Below are 17,263 nucleotides of genomic sequence, written 5' to 3'. Positions count from 1 at the left end.
CTGATTGGACATCTACCTGCTTGGCTTGCAGAAAATGAGCCCATTTACCGGAAAACTAGGCATTGGTACATTCCTTGGACTAGGCATAGACGTATACTATCTCAAACCTAAAGAGGAGTTGACTTCATCAATGGCTTATCAACCGAATCAAACTAGCCAAGGAAAACAATTTCAGTGTCCCCCAGCTGACCCTATAATGACAAGTCCAGAAAGAATCGTTAGAGATTTCTATCACCCCCAAAAGGTTCAAGTTATTCACCCGATTCAAATCGTAAATAGACATCATTGTGTGCCAGTTTATGAGCATGTGTGTACGTATGAAGAGACAGATGAGTATTGTGGTACTCACCCGCATCCGCACCAAGGCATGCTGCGCGACAAATAAAGATGATACCCTAGTCTGAGTCTGTAAAGATTCCAGCTAGGGTTTTTTTATCGATGGGCGCCTTTTCCTGTATAATGAATAGATAGCTTTTTTGAGCGAGGAGGTCGGGCATGCACGAACTAGATGCTAAACCACAAATTGATTTAACGGCCCGGGGTCCGGTAAGCACTCCGAAGGAGACAGGAACGTGTGCGGATTGGATCCTTTATTTTGACAAGCAATATGCGAATTCTAAAGTATACAACGCTTTTAGCGTCGAGGAATTATATATGCGGGCGTGGGGTCAGCTCAATCAGTTTGCGGACGATTGGGAGTTAACAATCAGGGGTATCTATGATATTCAAGTTGTTCTGTATCTAACTCAGCTCTGCGATGCTTTGGCGGATGCGAAGTCAGGCATGTATGACTTTTTTTATAATGCAGGTTACTTTTTTTCTAAAATAACAAAGCACAGTCAGGGACAACTGACCACTGTTTTGCGTAGCATTGATATGGAGCATGCCCAGGAAAGGTACTCAGAGCATTTGAAAGAGCTTGCCGGTTATGTGGCTGTACAGGTTTTTAAGGAATCGAGGGAAGCCAGAGGCAAATGGTTTGAGATCAGTAAACTGCTGTGGTCTGGATTATTGTATGAAAAGGAGCTTATAGCGGACGAGCTTGTAAGGTTGCGGAAGATGGCAGGTGAAAGAGGAAGAAGTCAAGCGGAGCGTGAAACGGCGGTTATGGCGTTAGCGCATTTCGATATGTTGTCCGGTGAGGACGAAAATGCATGGGATCGCGTCCTGACGGGGACTGAGGTGATTGAGCCGGGGGATTGGTTTGGTTATCTAAGAGATTTTGTGCATGAGGAGAAGTGGGATCGATTACTGAAGTGGCTCAGATGGCTAGGTCATTCAATTCGCAAGGAAGTGACGTATGAGGCTGCTGAGTATTTTGATTTGTGGGAAGAGGCGGCAGCGGGCACGGGCATAGATGAAGAGTACAGGAGAGCCATGGTGGAGCAGCTTCCTGGCAGTTACCGGCATTACGCTCGCTTCTTGCTGGGGAAAGAGGAGTACCGGGCATGGGCAGATTTGATGCTTTGCTTAAGCATATCTCCCCTCGATATTGACTCTAATCAGCTGAAAATGGTCGAGAAAGCCGATGCTCACGCGCTGCTGCCGCTGTATCATTATGCCATAGATGAAATTCTCCAGGTTAAAAATCGCGAATCGTATAAACAAGGCGTCAAGCTCCTCAAAAAGCTGGCCGCTGCCTACAAAAAACTGAAACAAACGCCTAGATTTGAAGCGTATTTGGTGCAGCTTATTAAACAGTATTCGCGATACCGCGCATTTCAAGAGGAGTTACGGAAAGGGAAGCTACTGCTATGATCAGCTTGTCACAGGTACATATTCGCGTGCAAAAGCTCCCTACAGGGAGTTTTGCCTTCTATGGAGAGACAGAACAGGCCAACGAGGTTCCCGGCTACGCGCTGCGAAAGCTGCTATTTGCTTGGCATGAGGGGTCTTTTTACGGCACTCAGCTTGAAAGTATTCGAACGGGGTACGGCGAGGCCTTGGTCTTGACCCCTTATATGGCCTTGGACTACTTGGCTAATCCGGGTACATTATTGCATGGGAAATTATCCTGGGATGCAGATGTACTTTTGATGAAAAAAGGGGCTGCGCTGTTTAGTGAGGCGCTAACTGCCGGGTGGTACATGCCGTCTTTCCGGCATTGGCTTCAAGGCGGTATGGGGTGGAAGCCGCAGCTGCCAGGTGCGAAGCTGGGAGAGCTTGAGCATCTATACAAGGGGACGCAGGATGAGGATTTCTGGCATGACTGGTTCCATGCGGCAGCCTTGGAAATGATGAAAGAAGCGCCTGATTCGGAGATCGGCAAGGAATGGAGGCGATTATCGGAGGGGAATGCACTCTTGAGAGAGGGTCCATCCGCTGAAACGAGCTGGATGCAAGAGGAAGATTGGCTGCTGGCCATCGGTTGGAAACAGGACGGTAAACCTTACCGAATCTGTGTACAGCTCGTAGAACCCTATGCGGAAACGTATGTAGACGGGACAACGACGGCCAAAGATAACGGAGCGGACTGGCGGCTAAGATTCATCGCGCAGGATCGTCAGGATACTAATCATTTTGTGGAATTCAGCACGGCGGGGACTATTTTGGTGGGGAGAGTTCCTGCAGCATGGCAGGATGGCATAGATGCCAGCATCCAGGATCAAACGAATCGCGTGCTGCGTATTTTACCACAGCTTGAAAGTGAGTTTCAGAAGGGGAAAATCGTAGAGCAGTTATCAGACGATCAGGCCTGGGAGTTTCTTACGGAATCAAGCTTGCTGCTTGCTGCTGCCGGCATCTCGGTTTTCCTGCCTTCGTGGTGGGGAGAGCTCAGCCGTGCTCGGCCTCAGCTGCGAGCGAAAGTGCGCAGCTCTGTTGGCACATCGCGCAGGCCGATGTTCGGCATGGACCACATCATCCAGTTCGACTGGCGAGTGGCTTTGGGCGGTGTCGATCTATCCGAGGAAGAATTCCATCAGATTGCCGAGCAGAAAAAAAGGCTGATCTATATTCGCGGCAGATGGGTGCAGCTGAATCCTGCCGACTTAGAGCAGATGAAAGCGGCGATGCGGCAGAGAGAGAAGCGCAAGGGGTTCTCCCTTCGGGACGTTCTGGAGATGCAGCTTACGGACGAGCCTTCGCAGCAGGTGTCTTCCACCGGTGAACAGAAGGATGAATTTAAGGTCCATTTTGAACTAAACAGTTCGCTTAGGAACTTACTGAGGAAGCTCAATCAACGTGAATCGCTGCCTTTTGTTCAGATTGATGGCCTGGAGGCTGATCTTAGGCCCTATCAGGAGGAAGGGGTGTCGTGGCTCCTTTTTCTGCGTGGAATTGGACTGGGCGGGTGCCTGGCGGATGATATGGGGCTTGGGAAGACGGTGCAGTTTATTGCTTATTTGCTGGCTGTGAAGGGTGCTGCTGAGCAATTGACAGGTCGAATTCCAAGTCAGAGCCAAAGCAAAGGCCAAGCCCAAAGGAAAGACCAAAGCCACAGCCAGAGCAACGGCCAAACTGAGTTACAAGCTATAGCGGATACAGTTCCCTCCTTGTTGATTTGTCCGACCTCCGTACTTGGCAATTGGCAAAAGGAACTTGAGCGCTTCGCGCCATCTCTTAACATCCATCTCCATTATGGTGCGCAGCGCGCAAAGGGTGAGGCATTCGAAGCTTCTGTGGCAGGCGCCGACCTTGTCATAACTTCTTACAACATTGCTCTGTTGGATGAAGAAGAATTAGCTAGCATCACTTGGAACACGCTTTGTTTGGATGAAGCCCAAAATATCAAAAACGCTTATACGAAGCAATCTCAAGCCATTCGTGGTCTGAATGCCCGCCACCGGATCGCATTGACAGGTACGCCGCTTGAGAATCGGTTGACCGAGCTTTGGTCGATTTTTGATTTTATTAATCCAGGCTATCTCGGTACACTACGCCATTTCAATCATCATTATGTGGGACCCATTGAAAAAAGCACGGACGGCGCGCCAGGACTGACATCACGCGTTCAGCGCTTGATACGCCCATTCTTGTTAAGGCGAGTTAAAAAGGATCCGGCCATTCAGCTGAGCTTGCCCGAGAAAGTGGAGTCCAAAGCTTATGTGGCTTTGACCCCCGAACAGGGTGCACTCTACGAAAACGTCGTGCAAACCTTGATGGAGAGAATCGACAGTCTCTCCGTGATGGAGAAAAAAGGGCTTATTCTGGCTTCATTGACGAAGCTGAAGCAGATTTGCGATCATCCTTCCTTGTTTTTGAAGGAAGGAGATCGTGCGGGGGCAGGGGTAGCCCCCGGGAGAGGTGTGCGCTCAGCGAAGCTGGAGCGCTTGCTTGAAATGATCGACGAACTAAGAAGCGATGGAGGCGGCTGCCTCATCTTCACCCAGTTCGTCGAGATGGGCCACCTCCTGCAGCGCGTGATCGCGCAGGAGCGGGGGGAGCCCGTGCAGTTTTTGCACGGGGCTGTGGCGAAGGCGAAGCGCGATGAGATGATCGCGCGCTTCCAGGACGACGCGCTCCCGGAGGCGGAGCGCTGCAGGATCTTCATCCTCTCGCTGAAAGCAGGAGGAACCGGTTTAAACCTCACCGCGGCGAACCATGTTTTCCACTACGACCGCTGGTGGAATCCCGCCGTGGAAAACCAGGCCACGGACCGCGCCTTTCGCATCGGCCAGAGCCGCGATGTGCAGGTGCACAAGTTCATCACACTGGGCACGCTCGAGGAGCGTATCGATGAGATGATCGAACGCAAAAAAGGCCTCAGCGATCAAATTGTCGGCACCGGCGAGAGCTGGGTCACCGAGATGTCGACGAGTGAGCTGAGGGAGCTGTTTGCGCTTCGCCGGGAGTGGGTGGAGAAATAACGGACACAAAAAAGGCTATCTCTCAGGTCTATTAGACCTTTGAGACAGCCTTTTTACTATTTTGGAAAGCTTGCAGTAACAATCGCTTCAATGTTTTGCTTCTCAGCAGGATCTTTTGCAATTAATTTATCCTGAAGGGCTTGATCGTTTTTGCCTTGTTTCTGTAAAGCAGCCAAATACCATCGGATCAGAGTACGGTTCGGTTGGTCATCGAGATTATCTGTTATATAAGGTTGAATCGTTGAAGATGAACTAACGTAATCTCCACGCATATAGCTGATCTGACCGACATTCAATGCCATATTTGGTGTTACGGCAAAAGGACGGCCTTGTGCCTGCTCTTTAGGCAGGTTTTTCAGGGAATCAACACGAGCTAGAACTTCTTTGTAAATGGCAAGAGCATCATCGAGTCTTGCATTATACTCCTGCGTATTGTTCTTTGCACTTGCTTGATTCGCAAGATCGATATTTAGCGTTATACTTTTTTCGTACATTTCCGTGTACCAAGGGTAGTTTACAATTTGAGATTTCGACCAGTTTAGCGCCTCTTCGTGCTTACCTTTTAACAGAAGCATATTAAGCTGCTGCATGGCCACCGCACGGTTATGAGGTTCTTTTTTCAACAGCTGATTCATTAGATCTTGGGCTTGATTGAAAAAAGGCTCCGCTTTTGTTGGATCTTCTTTCTGCACTTGATTGTAAACCTGAAGCAGAATCCCGATTCTGCTGACTTGGCCCGTTAACAAATAATCCGGATGCGCAGGGTGTAAAGAGATTGCTTTGTCTAATGGTTGAATTATTTGATTGTAATCTTGGCTGGTTTTGATAACCGCAAGCGTTTCTTTATAAGAACCATTCGCCGAGAGAAGCTGAACCGAGATGTAGAACATCACAAGCGACAAGATAGCCAGCAGCGCCGGGAATGATTTGTGAATTACAGCAGAATCGTTTTTAAAACGAAGCGGTGCTGAAGACGTATTACTAAGCAGTCCACCAAGGGCAAGGAACAGAATAGCGCCCAAGTACACATAACTCAAATCGAAGTCAATCATACTGTGGACCAAAAGTGAGATCGTTACAATGAAAAATAGGAAGTGCAGATCTCGTTTCTCCTGCGAATTTTTAATGTAGCTTCGTATATAGAACACCATGACTGCAATTACAAAACCTACAAAAGCAAGGAATCCGAGCGCTCCGGTCTCGACTAGATATTGAAGGGCGAAGTTATGAGCCTGACGGCTTGTGTATGGATTGTTTTGATACTTCTCATATAAAGAAGCCCAAGCTCCCCCGCCGGCACCAATGATCGGATAATCCTTCCAAAGCTTAACTGCGTCTTTGTAGAACGTTCCGCGTTCTAGAACACTGTGCTGTTGGAAGTTAATATTTTCAATCCGAGTTTTTACATTGTCAGGAAGAATGTTTTTGAAGCCTGTATCACTTAGGATTAGAATGGCACCTAGAACACCAACAACGATAGCCGCTACTGGAAGAATGAAAGTAGCATATTTTTTTGCATCAAAACGAGCGGTAATTCGCTCTAACCATGGAGCTACGAAGAGCTGTATAACGATAGCAATCACTGTGAAAACTACAGAAGCAATGAGCAGAATTGACCAGCCGTGCCATGATTCAGAAGCACTAGGCTGCTTTTGTAAGCCGATTCCGATATCCGTTACTTTTTGAAGAATCAAGATAGACGTTAGGAAAGCTAGTCCGAACTGAAGGAGAGCAAGAATCTGTCTGCTGATCGAAAAGAAGAACAACATAATCAAGAAAACAACCGGAATAACCACGATAGCACCGCGGGAAAGCGTCAGCCAGAAGGAAACAAGGATCGGCACCAACAGGAACGCATGCGGGAGAACCGTTTGCCACTTGCGAGACTTCACTACGAAGAACAACGCTCCGAGTGATAAAGTAATTAAGAAAGCCGCGTATGTATTCGCGTATTGGAAAACGGAAGTCAGACGCAAACCGTTCGAGTCCGTCATGATCGCATCGCGGTATAAATTCGGTGAATCCATAAATGCGAACCAGCTAACCAGTTGTGCTGCAAAGCTTCCATTACCCAGCCAGTACAAAAGTCCGAATAAAACAATGAAATATCCCGATATCATCAATAAACTTGCAACTATCGACACACCAAGCTTGTTTTTTGTCAGAAATACACCTAAAATGAAGAAGGTTGCATACAGCATTTGGATATAGACCATATTGGTTGCCAAATAGTGTGAGGCCGAGTTCGACAAAGAAATGACATAAGTAAGAGGCATAATGAGTACTAGAATCGTTAATACATCTTTCTGATCCTTAAGCTTGAAAACAAAGAAAGCCAGGATTGCAATCAGCAGCATAATGATGGAGGACCACACCGAAGCCGAGTAGATCGAGCGCTCGAAATCAAACGTCCCTCCGTTAAACAACGCCCGCTGAAACGGCGCCCAGAACATGAATAAGCCCGTAAACACAATTAAAATCCAAAAGATAACAGAGCTCTTCTCTGTCGTTATCGTACCATTCGCTTTTGCACGCGACGCCGCGTAGGCATTCTTACTTGCACTCATGAGAAAATAGTCTCCTTCTTCGCTAAAGTTCGACTTCATTTTAGCATAGATGGAAGGGAGTTTCCAAATGGAGATTATATATAGTGTTTAGAATTATTATTTGAAATTTACCAGTAACCGTAATAACAATTTATTTTAAGTAACATGTGTCGTTATATGACATCAATTAAATTGAGAAATAAATTTATTAGATCAAATTTATTAAATTTAAGGAATAGCGGAGGCATTTTATTTTATGAAAAAAGCATTAATTACAGGAATAACAGGACAAGATGGAGCGTATCTTGCTGAATTTTTATTGAAAAAGGGTTACGAAGTGCATGGAGTTATAAGAAGAAGCTCTTCTTTTAATACAAGTAGAATTGAACATTTATATATTGATGAGTTGATAGAGGATATGCATTCCAATAGAAAGATACACCTGCATTATGGTGATATGACGGATTCAACCAATATAATTTCTATCATACAAAAGGTACAACCTGATGAGATTTACAATCTAGCTGCGATGTCACATGTGAAAGTTTCATTTGAAACTCCAGAGTATACAGCTAATGCAGATGGAATTGGGACTTTACGAATTCTGGAGGCTGTCAGGCTTTTAGGGTTAAATGACAGAACACGTATTTATCAAGCTTCAACTTCAGAGCTATACGGTCTAGTTCAGGAGATTCCTCAAAAAGAAACTACTCCTTTTTACCCGAGAAGTCCATACGGTGTCGCCAAGTTATATGGATTTTGGATCGTTAAGAATTATAGAGAGTCCTATAATATGTTTGCAGTAAACGGGATATTATTTAATCACGAATCACCAAGAAGAGGGGAGACTTTTGTAACAAGGAAAATTACTTTAGCTGCCTCTAGAATAAAACAGGGAAAACAAAAAAAACTTTATCTAGGTAATCTTGATGCGCTGCGAGATTGGGGACATGCGAGGGATTATGTAGAATGCATGTGGCTAATGTTACAACATGAACAGCCAGAAGATTTTGTCATTGCAACAGGCGAAATGCATAGTGTAAGGGAGTTTTGCACACTTGCATTCAAGGAAGCAGGAATCTCGCTTGAATGGCAAGGACAAGGGATTGAAGAAAGAGGAGTAAATCAATCAAATGGGGATGTTCTTGTAGAGGTAGATCCTAATTATTTTAGGCCGGCAGAAGTAGAACAACTATTAGGTGACCCAACTAAAGCCAAGTCTGTACTTGGATGGAATCCAACAAAAACAAGCTTTGAGGCACTTATTAAAGAAATGGTACACGAAGATATGAAGTTTGTTGAAAAAGAAGAACGTATTAGAAGAGCGTTTGACTAATTTATATATAAGGAAGATGGAATATGAATAAAGATAGTAAAATATATGTTGCTGGTCATAACGGGATGGTAGGATCTGCAATTATCAGAAAGCTTGAGATGGAAGGATATAAAAATATTATTTTTAAGAGATCCTCAGAATTGGATTTGACTAGACAAACAGAAGTTGAAAATTTCTTCTCATTTGAAAAGCCGGATTATGTTTTTTTGGCTGCAGCAAAAGTAGGGGGGATTCATGCAAATAACTCGTATCCTGCTGAATTTATTTATAGTAATTTAATGATTGAATCAAATATAATACATTCCTCTTACATTCACAAAGTTAAGAAATTACTTTTTCTTGGTAGTTCTTGTATATATCCTAAGATGGCATCACAACCTATTAAGGAAGAATCTCTTTTAAATGGTTATTTGGAGCCGACTAATGAAGCATATGCTGTTGCAAAAATAGCTGGTTTAAAAATGTGTGAATATTATAATCGTCAATTTGGTACAGAATTTATTAGTGCTATGCCTACGAATTTATACGGACCAAATGATAATTATGATTTACAGAACTCACATGTGTTACCAGCACTCATCAGAAAATTTCATGAAGCAAAAATCAGTGGAGTGAAGGAAGTCGTGATGTGGGGAACAGGCACTCCCAAACGGGAATTTTTGCATGTTGATGATCTAGCTGATGCTTGTTACTTCTTAATGTTAAATTATAAAGGAAATGAAACAGTGAACGTTGGTACTGGGAAGGAGATTTCTATTATAGAATTGGCTCATCTTGTAGGTGATATTATTGGTTACGACGGGGCTATTGTAAAGGACATAACTAAACCGGATGGTACACCTAGAAAGTTATTAGATGTTACAAAGCTTCATTCTTTAGGATGGGAAGCTAAAATTAAATTAAGAGAAGGTATAGAATCAACATATACTAGCTTTTTACAAAGGTAGGAGATTTTAATGAAAAGGTTCTCGGTTATTATGGCAGGCGGTGGAGGAACTCGCTTCTGGCCATTGTCTAGGCAAAACAAGCCCAAACAATTATTGAACATCAGCGGCAATGATATTATGATTAACGATACAATTCTTAGATATGAAAAAGTAATATCAATTGAAAATACAATAATAGTTACAAATAAATCTCAGGCTTCTCTACTTGAAGATATCTTATTAGAAGAAGTTCCAAGAAGAAACATATTGAAAGAACCACTCGGTAAGAATACCGCTGCATGCATTCTTTATGCAGCATTGTTTTTGCAAAAAAAATATGATGATTGCGTAATGATTGTTCTTCCATCAGATCACCATATTACAAATGTCAATAGTTTTAAATCAGTACTTGAAAAGGCGAGCCAGTTAGCTGAACAGGAAGATAACCTAGTTACTATCGGAATTAAACCGACTTTCCCATCTACAGGATATGGATATATTAACTTTAATAAGAGTATTTTGAACAATGGGGCTTATGAAGTTAAGGAATTTGTTGAAAAACCAAGTTTTGATAAGGCTAATCAATATCTGTCTTCAGGAGAATATTTGTGGAACAGTGGGATGTTTCTTTGGAAGACTAGTAAAATAATTGCTTGTTTTCAGAGATATCTTCCTAGGTTATACAATAATATGATGCAAATTTATGCTGATATTGGTACACAAAATGAAGAACAAGCTATTGCTGAGATTTACCCCAATTTACAAAATATATCAATTGACTATGGCATATTAGAAAGAAGTGATGATGTTATTGTAATTCCGGGGGATTTTGGTTGGAATGATGTTGGAAGCTGGGATGCTTTAGGTGGTATTTTCTCCCCTGATGATAAAGGTAACATTGTGAAAGCAAAACATATTGGTTTAGAAACCAAAAATAGCATCATCTTTGGAAATGATAGATTAATTGCTACAATCGGAATTAATAATTTAATTATAGCTGAAACACGAGATGCAATATTAGTATGTCCTAAAGATAGAGCACAAGATGTTAAAAATATCGTTGATATGCTTAAAGAAAAAGGCATGAGTGATTATGTATAAAAATCACCTAAAGCGTGTTTTAGCTTATTATAACAGCAAAGGACTTAGAAGCTTGATTTATAAAGTTTATAAAAAGATGGTTTATAGATTTTATAAAAAAAGACTGGAATCCTTGCAAAGGTATTCTTCAGATAGTTTTATCGAAAAAAGTCTACCTAAGTATCCAAAAATAATTTCTAGTGAAAAAATGATTGGTCGAACTTATACAAACTTAAAAGTTAGCATTATTATTTTTTTAGATGGAGACAAACAAGAATTATTAAGATGTATTGATTCAATTATCGATAAGAGTACTTATGATAACTATGAGATAATAGTCCTTGGAAACTCCGAGATAGTCGATAATGATTTTTCATTTGAAAATTTGAATGAATTTGACATTAAGATGTTATTCTATGAGAAATGTAATTATTCAATTGTATTAAACAGAATAATTAGAGAAATCAAAACAGAATATGTCGCCTTACTTAATAGTAATATTGTGATAGAAAGTCCAGATTGGATAGAAGAATTAATAACCTGCCTTAATTTTTCAAACACAGGAGTGGCAGCACCTTTAAAACTATCTTCGGATGCTTCATACAAACAAGCTTATAACAAGTCACAGGTCAGTGCTAATAATCTTCTAGAAGTATTAGCAGTGACCCAAGGGTGTTTAATGATAAAAAGTGAATCATTGTTAGAATGTAATGGACTAAATGAGTATCTATCTATTAAATATTCTATTATAGATTTATGTTTGAGGCTTCGTGAAAAAGGGAAGATTATTCTATATCAACCAAATATCATTGTTATTGGACAGGATGATAGTAGAAACAAAGAAACTGTTGATTTATTAGATCGAGCTCTATTTTGGAATAGCTGGGAAGATCGTGTGGAATTTAGATCTTTTTCGATCCAGAATAATTTGTTTATAGGTGAAACTTTGTGAATATACTATTTGTAAATTATCATGATTTTTCTAGCAATAGTGCGATTCATATTTTTAACTTTGCTAATAATTTAGTTAACATGAATGTTGACTGTGGGGTTTGTGTTCCAAATAATAAAGAATCAATTCATTTAATTGGAAAAGCAAATTTTGAGGTATTTGATTTTAATGATTTTCTAGAAGGGAAAATAAAATTCCCAGATGGAAGATATCCTGATATAATCCATGCTTGGACTCCAAGAGAAATCGTTAGAGAATTTACAGAAAAATTGGCTAAGCACTATAACTCTAAACTTATTGTACATCTTGAGGACAATGAAGAAGCTATTTTGAAAGCTTCATATAAAATTGAACATCAACAATGGTCTTTATTACCAGAAAAAGTGGTTAACCGGATTATTGAAAAGCAATTTTCCCATCCAATGAAATATAAAAAATTCTTAGCGAAAGCGGATGGTATTACAGTTATAATTGATAAATTATTAGAATTTAAACCATCTCCAATATTAGCTAAGGTAATCTGGCCTGGTTACGAAGAAAATCTCTTCAAACCAAGGCCTATTGACATAGAACTAAAGAATAAACTTGGAATTCATAATAAGACCTATGTTGTTGTATATTCCGGTAACGTTCATCTTTCAAATAAAAAGGAAGTATACAGTTTGTATCTCGCTATCGCTGCTTTAAATAGAAAAGGGATTTCAGTCAAACTTGTTAGAACGGGGCGAGATTTTGTTGATTTTCACGATGCTGCACTTATGAACTCAAAAGAATCATATATTGAGTTAGGGTTCGTTGAAAGGGAATTGCTTCCTAGAATTATGTCGATTGCCGACGTGTTCGTTCAACCAGGTGTATCAGATGAATTTAATGATTATCGTTTCCCTTCAAAGCTTCCGGAGTTTTTCGCCATGGGCAAACCTGTGATACTTCCAAAAACAAACATTGGGAGATACTTATCAGATATGTATAATTGTATATTATTAGAACAAGGAAATTCGTTAGAAATATGTGAAAAACTTGAATTTGTATTTAATAATAAAACTTATTGTAAGCAAATTGGAGATAGGGGTAAGCGATTCGCAAGTCAAAACTTCAATTGGTCTTTAAATACAAAATTATTACTTGAATTCTATAATGATGTGTTACAGAATTCTTCAAATTGACGGAGGAAACGAAAAGAATTATGCAAAGAATAAAAGAGCTCTTCAATAATAAAAGTTTGATTTGGAATTTTGCTAAAAATGATTTTAAAGTCCGCTATTCTGGTTCGATTTTTGGTATTACATGGGCGTTTATTCAACCTATAATGACTTTACTGACATTCTGGTTTGTATTCCAAATAGGATTTAAATCTACAGCCATCCAAGATGTACCCTTTATCTGTTGGTTTGCCGCGGGAATGATACCATGGTTTTTCTTCTCCGATGCCTGGTCTAGCGCCGGAAATGTTTTTGTTGAATATAGTTATTTAATTAAAAAAGTAGTTTTTAAAGTAAGTATTTTACCAATAATTAAAATAATCTCATCGCTATTCATTCATCTTGTATTTATTATTGTTTTGTTAACCATTTATTTAGTTTATGGTTTTTCTCCAAAAATAATATGGATTCAACTGATTTATTACTCATTTTGTATTAGTATATTAGCACTGGCATTAACGTTAATTACTTCGTCAATTGTTCCTTTTTTCAAAGATATCAGTAATATCGTGACTATAATTCTTCAATTCGGTATGTGGTTAACTCCAATTATGTGGTCATATAATATGGTCCCTTTGAAATACCAAGTATTTTTCAAATTAAATCCTATGTATTATATTGTTGAAGGGTATCGTGATACATTAATTAATCATGTTTGGTTTTGGCAAAGGTATAATCAAACTACATGGTTTTGGTTAATTATTTTAGTATTATTTTTGTTAGGAGCTACTTTTTATAAAAAGTTAAAGCCACATTTTGCAGACGTGATCTGATATACGGTTTTAGAAATTTTGAGTATCGGGTGGTAGCCATGACTGAAGAGATTGCAATCCAAGTAAATAACGTATCTAAGATTTATAAACTTTATGATAAACCAATTGATCGAGTTAACGAATCATTGAATTTTATCAAAAGTAAAAAATATCATAGAGAGTTTTTTGCTGTCAATGATGTTTCTTTTGATATTAAAAAGGGTGAAACCGTTGGTATTATAGGGAAAAATGGATCAGGTAAATCTACTTTATTGAAAATGATAACTGGCGTATTAACGCCCTCAAGTGGAAATATTCAAATAAATGGGAAAATATCAGCTTTACTTGAATTAGGTGCTGGTTTTAATCCGGAATATTCCGGTAGGCAAAATATTTATTTGAATGCATCTATGATGGGGCTGACAAAAGAAGAGATTGAGAACAAAGTTCCTTCTATTATCGAATTTGCTGATATTGGACCTCATATAGATCAACCTGTTAAAACTTATTCCAGTGGGATGTTTGTTAGATTAGCCTTTGCTGTAGCTATTAATGTCGATCCAGAAATATTAATAGTTGATGAAGCATTGGCAGTAGGAGACGACTTGTTTCAAAAAAAATGTTTCTCTAGGATTGATGCTTTCAAGAAAAGTGGTAAAACTGTTCTTTTTGTATCACACTCTGGAAATCTAATTGTAGAATTATGTGATAAAGCAATTTTAATGAATGATGGAGAAAAGCTCATAATGGGCCCCAGTAATACTGTTGTAAATTTGTATCAAAAATTATTATTTACTCCTAAAGACAAGTTGAATAATGTCAAGGAACAAATCGAAAAGATTAACCATTTTGGAATTGATAATAACAAATCGCATACTTCTGATAAGAAAAGTGATTTTGAAGAACATAGAGGAATTTATCATCTCAAAGAAGGGCTATTAGACGAACAAGAAGAATACTTCGATGAAGGACTAATTCCATCAAATCCGATTCTATATGAAAATAAGGGAGCAAGAATATTTGATTATAAAATTTTGAATTACAAGGGTGAAAATATTAATGTTCTTCGTTTTGGAAAGAAGTATGTTCTAAGTTATAAAGTTCATTTTTATGAGAAATGTCAAAATGTTCGTTTCGGGATGATTATTAAAACTAAAACTGGGATTGAAATAAGTGGAGCTGAAACTGCTAAACCTGGAAATGGTTTATCATCCATTGATGTAAATAATATACTTACTATTGAGTTTGAATTTACTCCCAAATTAGCTGCTGGTGTGTACTTTTTGCGATGTGGAGTGGTAGGAATCGAAGACGATACTGAAATATTCTTGGATAGACAAGTTGATGCTATTGCATTCAGAATGTTAGAACATAAAAAATCTCTAATGAATTCATTAGTTGATTTTGATATAACATCAAGCATATATAAGTTGTAAGGGAGATTTGAATTCCATGAAAAATCTAATCAAATCAATATTGCCTCATAGTATAGTTGAATTATATAGACAGCATTATGGAAATAAAGTAGATGCAGATATACAAGTAATTAATTTTCAGGTAAATAATTTTTGTAATTCTAGATGTGTTATGTGTGATATTTGGCGAAAGAATGATCAAGAAAATATTAATACAAGCCAATTTAAAGAGGTGCTACAAGATCCTCTTTTTAAAAATGTACAGCATATAGGAATTACGGGCGGAGAGCCTACATTAACAAAAAATCTCGCCGAGTATTTTCAGGTTGCAATTGAAGCATTACCGAAAGTTACAGGTTTAAGTTTGATTACCAATGCATTGCTACCACAACAAATCAAGACTATTGTAAAAGACATAGCTGATTTATGTAAAGTCAATGATAAACATTTTTCTGTTATGGTTTCTTTGGATGGTGTAAATGAGGTTCATGATTTGAATCGAGGTAGAGAAGGCAATTTTTTAAAGGTTATAGAAATAATCAATTGGCTTAAAGAGGAACAAATTCCCTTCAGTACAGGTACGACTATTACGAAAGTTAATATATGGAACATGGATCAGGTATTGAATTTCTTAAGAAATAATCAAATCTATGGTAGATTTAGAGTCGGAGAATTTATTAATAGACTTTATAATAATACTGAGGGACATGCAAAGGTGCTTAGGAATTTTAATGAAGATGAGATCTATCAACTTTTGCTCTTTTACAGTAAATTAGAATACAGCTATGAAACTGATGAAAATGTGAAAAACACATATAGAAGTATTAAGAATATGTTACAGGGTGGTCAAAGGCTTATCGGGTGTCCATATAAAAACCGTAAAGCTATCAATCTAGATTGTCATGGCGGAATGGCTTATTGTGCTCCAAAATCCAAAGTAATCGGGAATCTATTGGAGAATTCAGGAGAGCAGATTTATAAAAAGAATCTGAAAGTACTGCATGAAATAGAAAAAAATCATTGTATGAATTGTATTCATGATTATCATTCTGATCCTACTTTAGAATTGAAAACGTTGTTAGAAACAGAAAAAAAGTATAAAGATCTAATAAAAGTTTCGGTTTATAATGATCTAAAAGATCAATTTAGTGTGAATTATACTAATAGTAATCCAGAAAAGTATAAAATATTTATAGTTGGATGGTATGGCACCGAAACTGTCGGGGATAAAGCAATTTTAGGGGGAATATTAGATCATTATTCTGAGAAATATGGATCTGAAAACTTAGATATATATATTAGCTCTCTTTATCCTTTTATAACAGAAAGAACTGTTTATGAATTGAAGGTTAGAGCTACTGTTGTGCCTGTATATAGTGAACAATTTTTTCAAAGAGCCTCTGTAGTCGATGAAGTTATAGTTGGCGGTGGACCTCTAATGGAATTGGATGAATTAGCATTAATCGAGTGGTCGTTTAATTTAGCTAAGAAAAATGAGAAAAAGACAACCGTTTTCGGCTCTGGTATTGGGCCATTGTATAGTGATGAAAAAAAAGGTGCAGTCAAAGAAATACTAAAATTAGCTGATAGTATTTACCTAAGAGATAATAAGTCATCTAATTTCGCAAAAGAACTAACCGGACGTGATGATATATTAAATATTGGCGACCCTGCAATTAAATATATTCAGAAATTGAAGAAAGCTGTGAATGTATCCGAAGTTCCAAATAAATTCTCGTGTTTTTTAAGAGAATTAACTAGCGAATATTTTGGAAATTTAAATTATGAAGAGTATATTAGCTTTAAAGAGAAATTTGAAGAGGGACTAGCCAGAAATATTATTTATTTATCTAAGAAAACTGGGTTAAAGCCGCATTTTTATGCAATGCATAATTTTGTTATCGGAAATGATGACAGAGATTTCAATTATAACTTCGTAAATAAGTATTTCTCAAATAATGATGTTTATATTGAAGATAAACTTTCAACAGTTGAGACTATTGTCGATTCGATGAGATCATCTAAATTAAACTTATGTATGAGATTTCATTCAGTGGTATTCGCTGAAACATTAAATTCTGATTTCTTTGCTATTGATTATACTTCAGGTGGTAAAATTAATTCCTACTTGTCTGAAAGAAATAAGCTTGATCATATGGGAGTTATGACAGATATAATGGTTGATGAAACGTATTTGTATAAAAAAATGATGCAAATTAATTTAGTATGAAATAATTTGCACTAGA

Annotated in this window: 12 protein-coding genes; 11 read left to right on the top strand and 1 reads right to left on the bottom strand. The window is 38.6% G+C overall.

All coding sequences use genetic code 11. From position 1 onward, the window contains the following. The first annotated feature begins 130 nt into the window (after positions 1-130). The 3 genes from PCH02S_RS27380 (at position 131) to PCH02S_RS36530 (ending at position 4,808) form a co-directional block, all read left to right on the top strand. Positions 131-385: a hypothetical protein gene (locus PCH02S_RS27380; RefSeq protein WP_127457279.1), complete on the top strand. Its 255-nt coding sequence runs from the start codon at positions 131-133 to the stop codon at positions 383-385. A 110-nt stretch (positions 386-495) separates the two neighbouring features. Further along, a complete protein-coding gene (locus tag PCH02S_RS27375) occupies positions 496-1,758 on the top strand; it encodes a hypothetical protein (protein ID WP_127457278.1) in 1,263 nt (420 codons plus the stop codon). After that, complete coding sequence (locus tag PCH02S_RS36530; protein ID WP_246069272.1) at positions 1,755-4,808, top strand: DEAD/DEAH box helicase; 3,054 nt, start codon at positions 1,755-1,757, stop codon at positions 4,806-4,808. The genes PCH02S_RS27375 and PCH02S_RS36530 overlap by 4 nt, the downstream gene beginning before the upstream one ends. Before the next feature lie 56 nt (positions 4,809-4,864). Here PCH02S_RS36530 and PCH02S_RS27365 read toward each other — a convergent pair whose 3' ends face one another. Beyond that, positions 4,865-7,375: an O-antigen ligase family protein gene (locus PCH02S_RS27365; RefSeq protein WP_164819760.1), complete on the bottom strand. Its 2,511-nt coding sequence runs from the start codon at positions 7,373-7,375 to the stop codon at positions 4,865-4,867. Positions 7,376-7,610: 235 nt separating this feature from the next. Here PCH02S_RS27365 and gmd point away from each other — a divergent pair, with 235 nt between their 5' ends. The 8 genes from gmd to PCH02S_RS27325 are packed head-to-tail and all read left to right on the top strand — an operon-like array spanning position 7,611 to position 17,247. Beyond that, the gene (gene gmd / locus PCH02S_RS27360; RefSeq protein ID WP_127457276.1) at positions 7,611-8,690 is read left to right on the top strand and encodes a GDP-mannose 4,6-dehydratase; all 1,080 of its coding nucleotides are present in this window, start codon (positions 7,611-7,613) and stop codon (positions 8,688-8,690) included. 23 nt (positions 8,691-8,713) lie between these two features. Then, a complete protein-coding gene (fcl, locus tag PCH02S_RS27355; protein ID WP_127457275.1) occupies positions 8,714-9,637 on the top strand; it encodes a GDP-L-fucose synthase in 924 nt (307 codons plus the stop codon). A 9-nt stretch (positions 9,638-9,646) separates the two neighbouring features. Then, a complete protein-coding gene (locus PCH02S_RS27350) occupies positions 9,647-10,717 on the top strand; it encodes a mannose-1-phosphate guanylyltransferase (protein WP_127457274.1) in 1,071 nt (356 codons plus the stop codon). Continuing rightward, a complete protein-coding gene (locus PCH02S_RS27345; protein ID WP_127457273.1) occupies positions 10,710-11,648 on the top strand; it encodes a glycosyltransferase family 2 protein in 939 nt (312 codons plus the stop codon). The genes PCH02S_RS27350 and PCH02S_RS27345 overlap by 8 nt, the downstream gene beginning before the upstream one ends. Beyond that, positions 11,645-12,814, top strand: a complete 1,170-nt coding sequence (locus PCH02S_RS27340) for a glycosyltransferase family 4 protein (protein WP_127457272.1) — start codon at positions 11,645-11,647, stop codon at positions 12,812-12,814. Before PCH02S_RS27345 ends, PCH02S_RS27340 begins: the two co-directional genes overlap by 4 nt. Before the next feature lie 20 nt (positions 12,815-12,834). Next, positions 12,835-13,623, top strand: a complete 789-nt coding sequence (locus PCH02S_RS27335) for an ABC transporter permease (RefSeq protein WP_127457271.1) — start codon at positions 12,835-12,837, stop codon at positions 13,621-13,623. Positions 13,624-13,661: 38 nt separating this feature from the next. Then, a complete protein-coding gene (locus PCH02S_RS27330) occupies positions 13,662-15,038 on the top strand; it encodes an ABC transporter ATP-binding protein (RefSeq protein WP_127457270.1) in 1,377 nt (458 codons plus the stop codon). A gap of 16 nt (positions 15,039-15,054) precedes the next feature. Continuing rightward, a complete protein-coding gene (locus tag PCH02S_RS27325; RefSeq protein ID WP_127457269.1) occupies positions 15,055-17,247 on the top strand; it encodes a polysaccharide pyruvyl transferase family protein in 2,193 nt (730 codons plus the stop codon). The last annotated feature ends 16 nt before the right edge of the window (positions 17,248-17,263 follow it).

It is taken from the genome of Paenibacillus chondroitinus NBRC 15376 (assembly GCF_004000765.1).
Classification (GTDB): domain Bacteria; phylum Bacillota; class Bacilli; order Paenibacillales; family NBRC-103111; genus Paenibacillus_E; species Paenibacillus_E chondroitinus.
This window is presented reverse-complemented; position numbering and strand designations above follow the sequence as displayed.

Excerpts from the sequence above, each read along its gene's own strand:
- PCH02S_RS27380 (WP_127457279.1), top strand. The coding sequence starts at position 131 with ATGGCTTATCAACCGAATCAAACTAGCCAAGGAAAACAATTTCAGTGT.
- PCH02S_RS27375 (WP_127457278.1), top strand. The coding sequence starts at position 496 with ATGCACGAACTAGATGCTAAACCACAAATTGATTTAACGGCCCGGGGT.
- PCH02S_RS36530 (WP_246069272.1), top strand. The coding sequence starts at position 1,755 with ATGATCAGCTTGTCACAGGTACATATTCGCGTGCAAAAGCTCCCTACA.
- PCH02S_RS27365 (WP_164819760.1), bottom strand. The coding sequence starts at position 7,375 with ATGAGTGCAAGTAAGAATGCCTACGCGGCGTCGCGTGCAAAAGCGAAT.
- gmd (WP_127457276.1), top strand. The coding sequence starts at position 7,611 with ATGAAAAAAGCATTAATTACAGGAATAACAGGACAAGATGGAGCGTAT.
- fcl (WP_127457275.1), top strand. The coding sequence starts at position 8,714 with ATGAATAAAGATAGTAAAATATATGTTGCTGGTCATAACGGGATGGTA.
- PCH02S_RS27350 (WP_127457274.1), top strand. The coding sequence starts at position 9,647 with ATGAAAAGGTTCTCGGTTATTATGGCAGGCGGTGGAGGAACTCGCTTC.
- PCH02S_RS27345 (WP_127457273.1), top strand. The coding sequence starts at position 10,710 with ATGTATAAAAATCACCTAAAGCGTGTTTTAGCTTATTATAACAGCAAA.
- PCH02S_RS27335 (WP_127457271.1), top strand. The coding sequence starts at position 12,835 with ATGCAAAGAATAAAAGAGCTCTTCAATAATAAAAGTTTGATTTGGAAT.
- PCH02S_RS27330 (WP_127457270.1), top strand. The coding sequence starts at position 13,662 with ATGACTGAAGAGATTGCAATCCAAGTAAATAACGTATCTAAGATTTAT.
- PCH02S_RS27325 (WP_127457269.1), top strand. The coding sequence starts at position 15,055 with ATGAAAAATCTAATCAAATCAATATTGCCTCATAGTATAGTTGAATTA.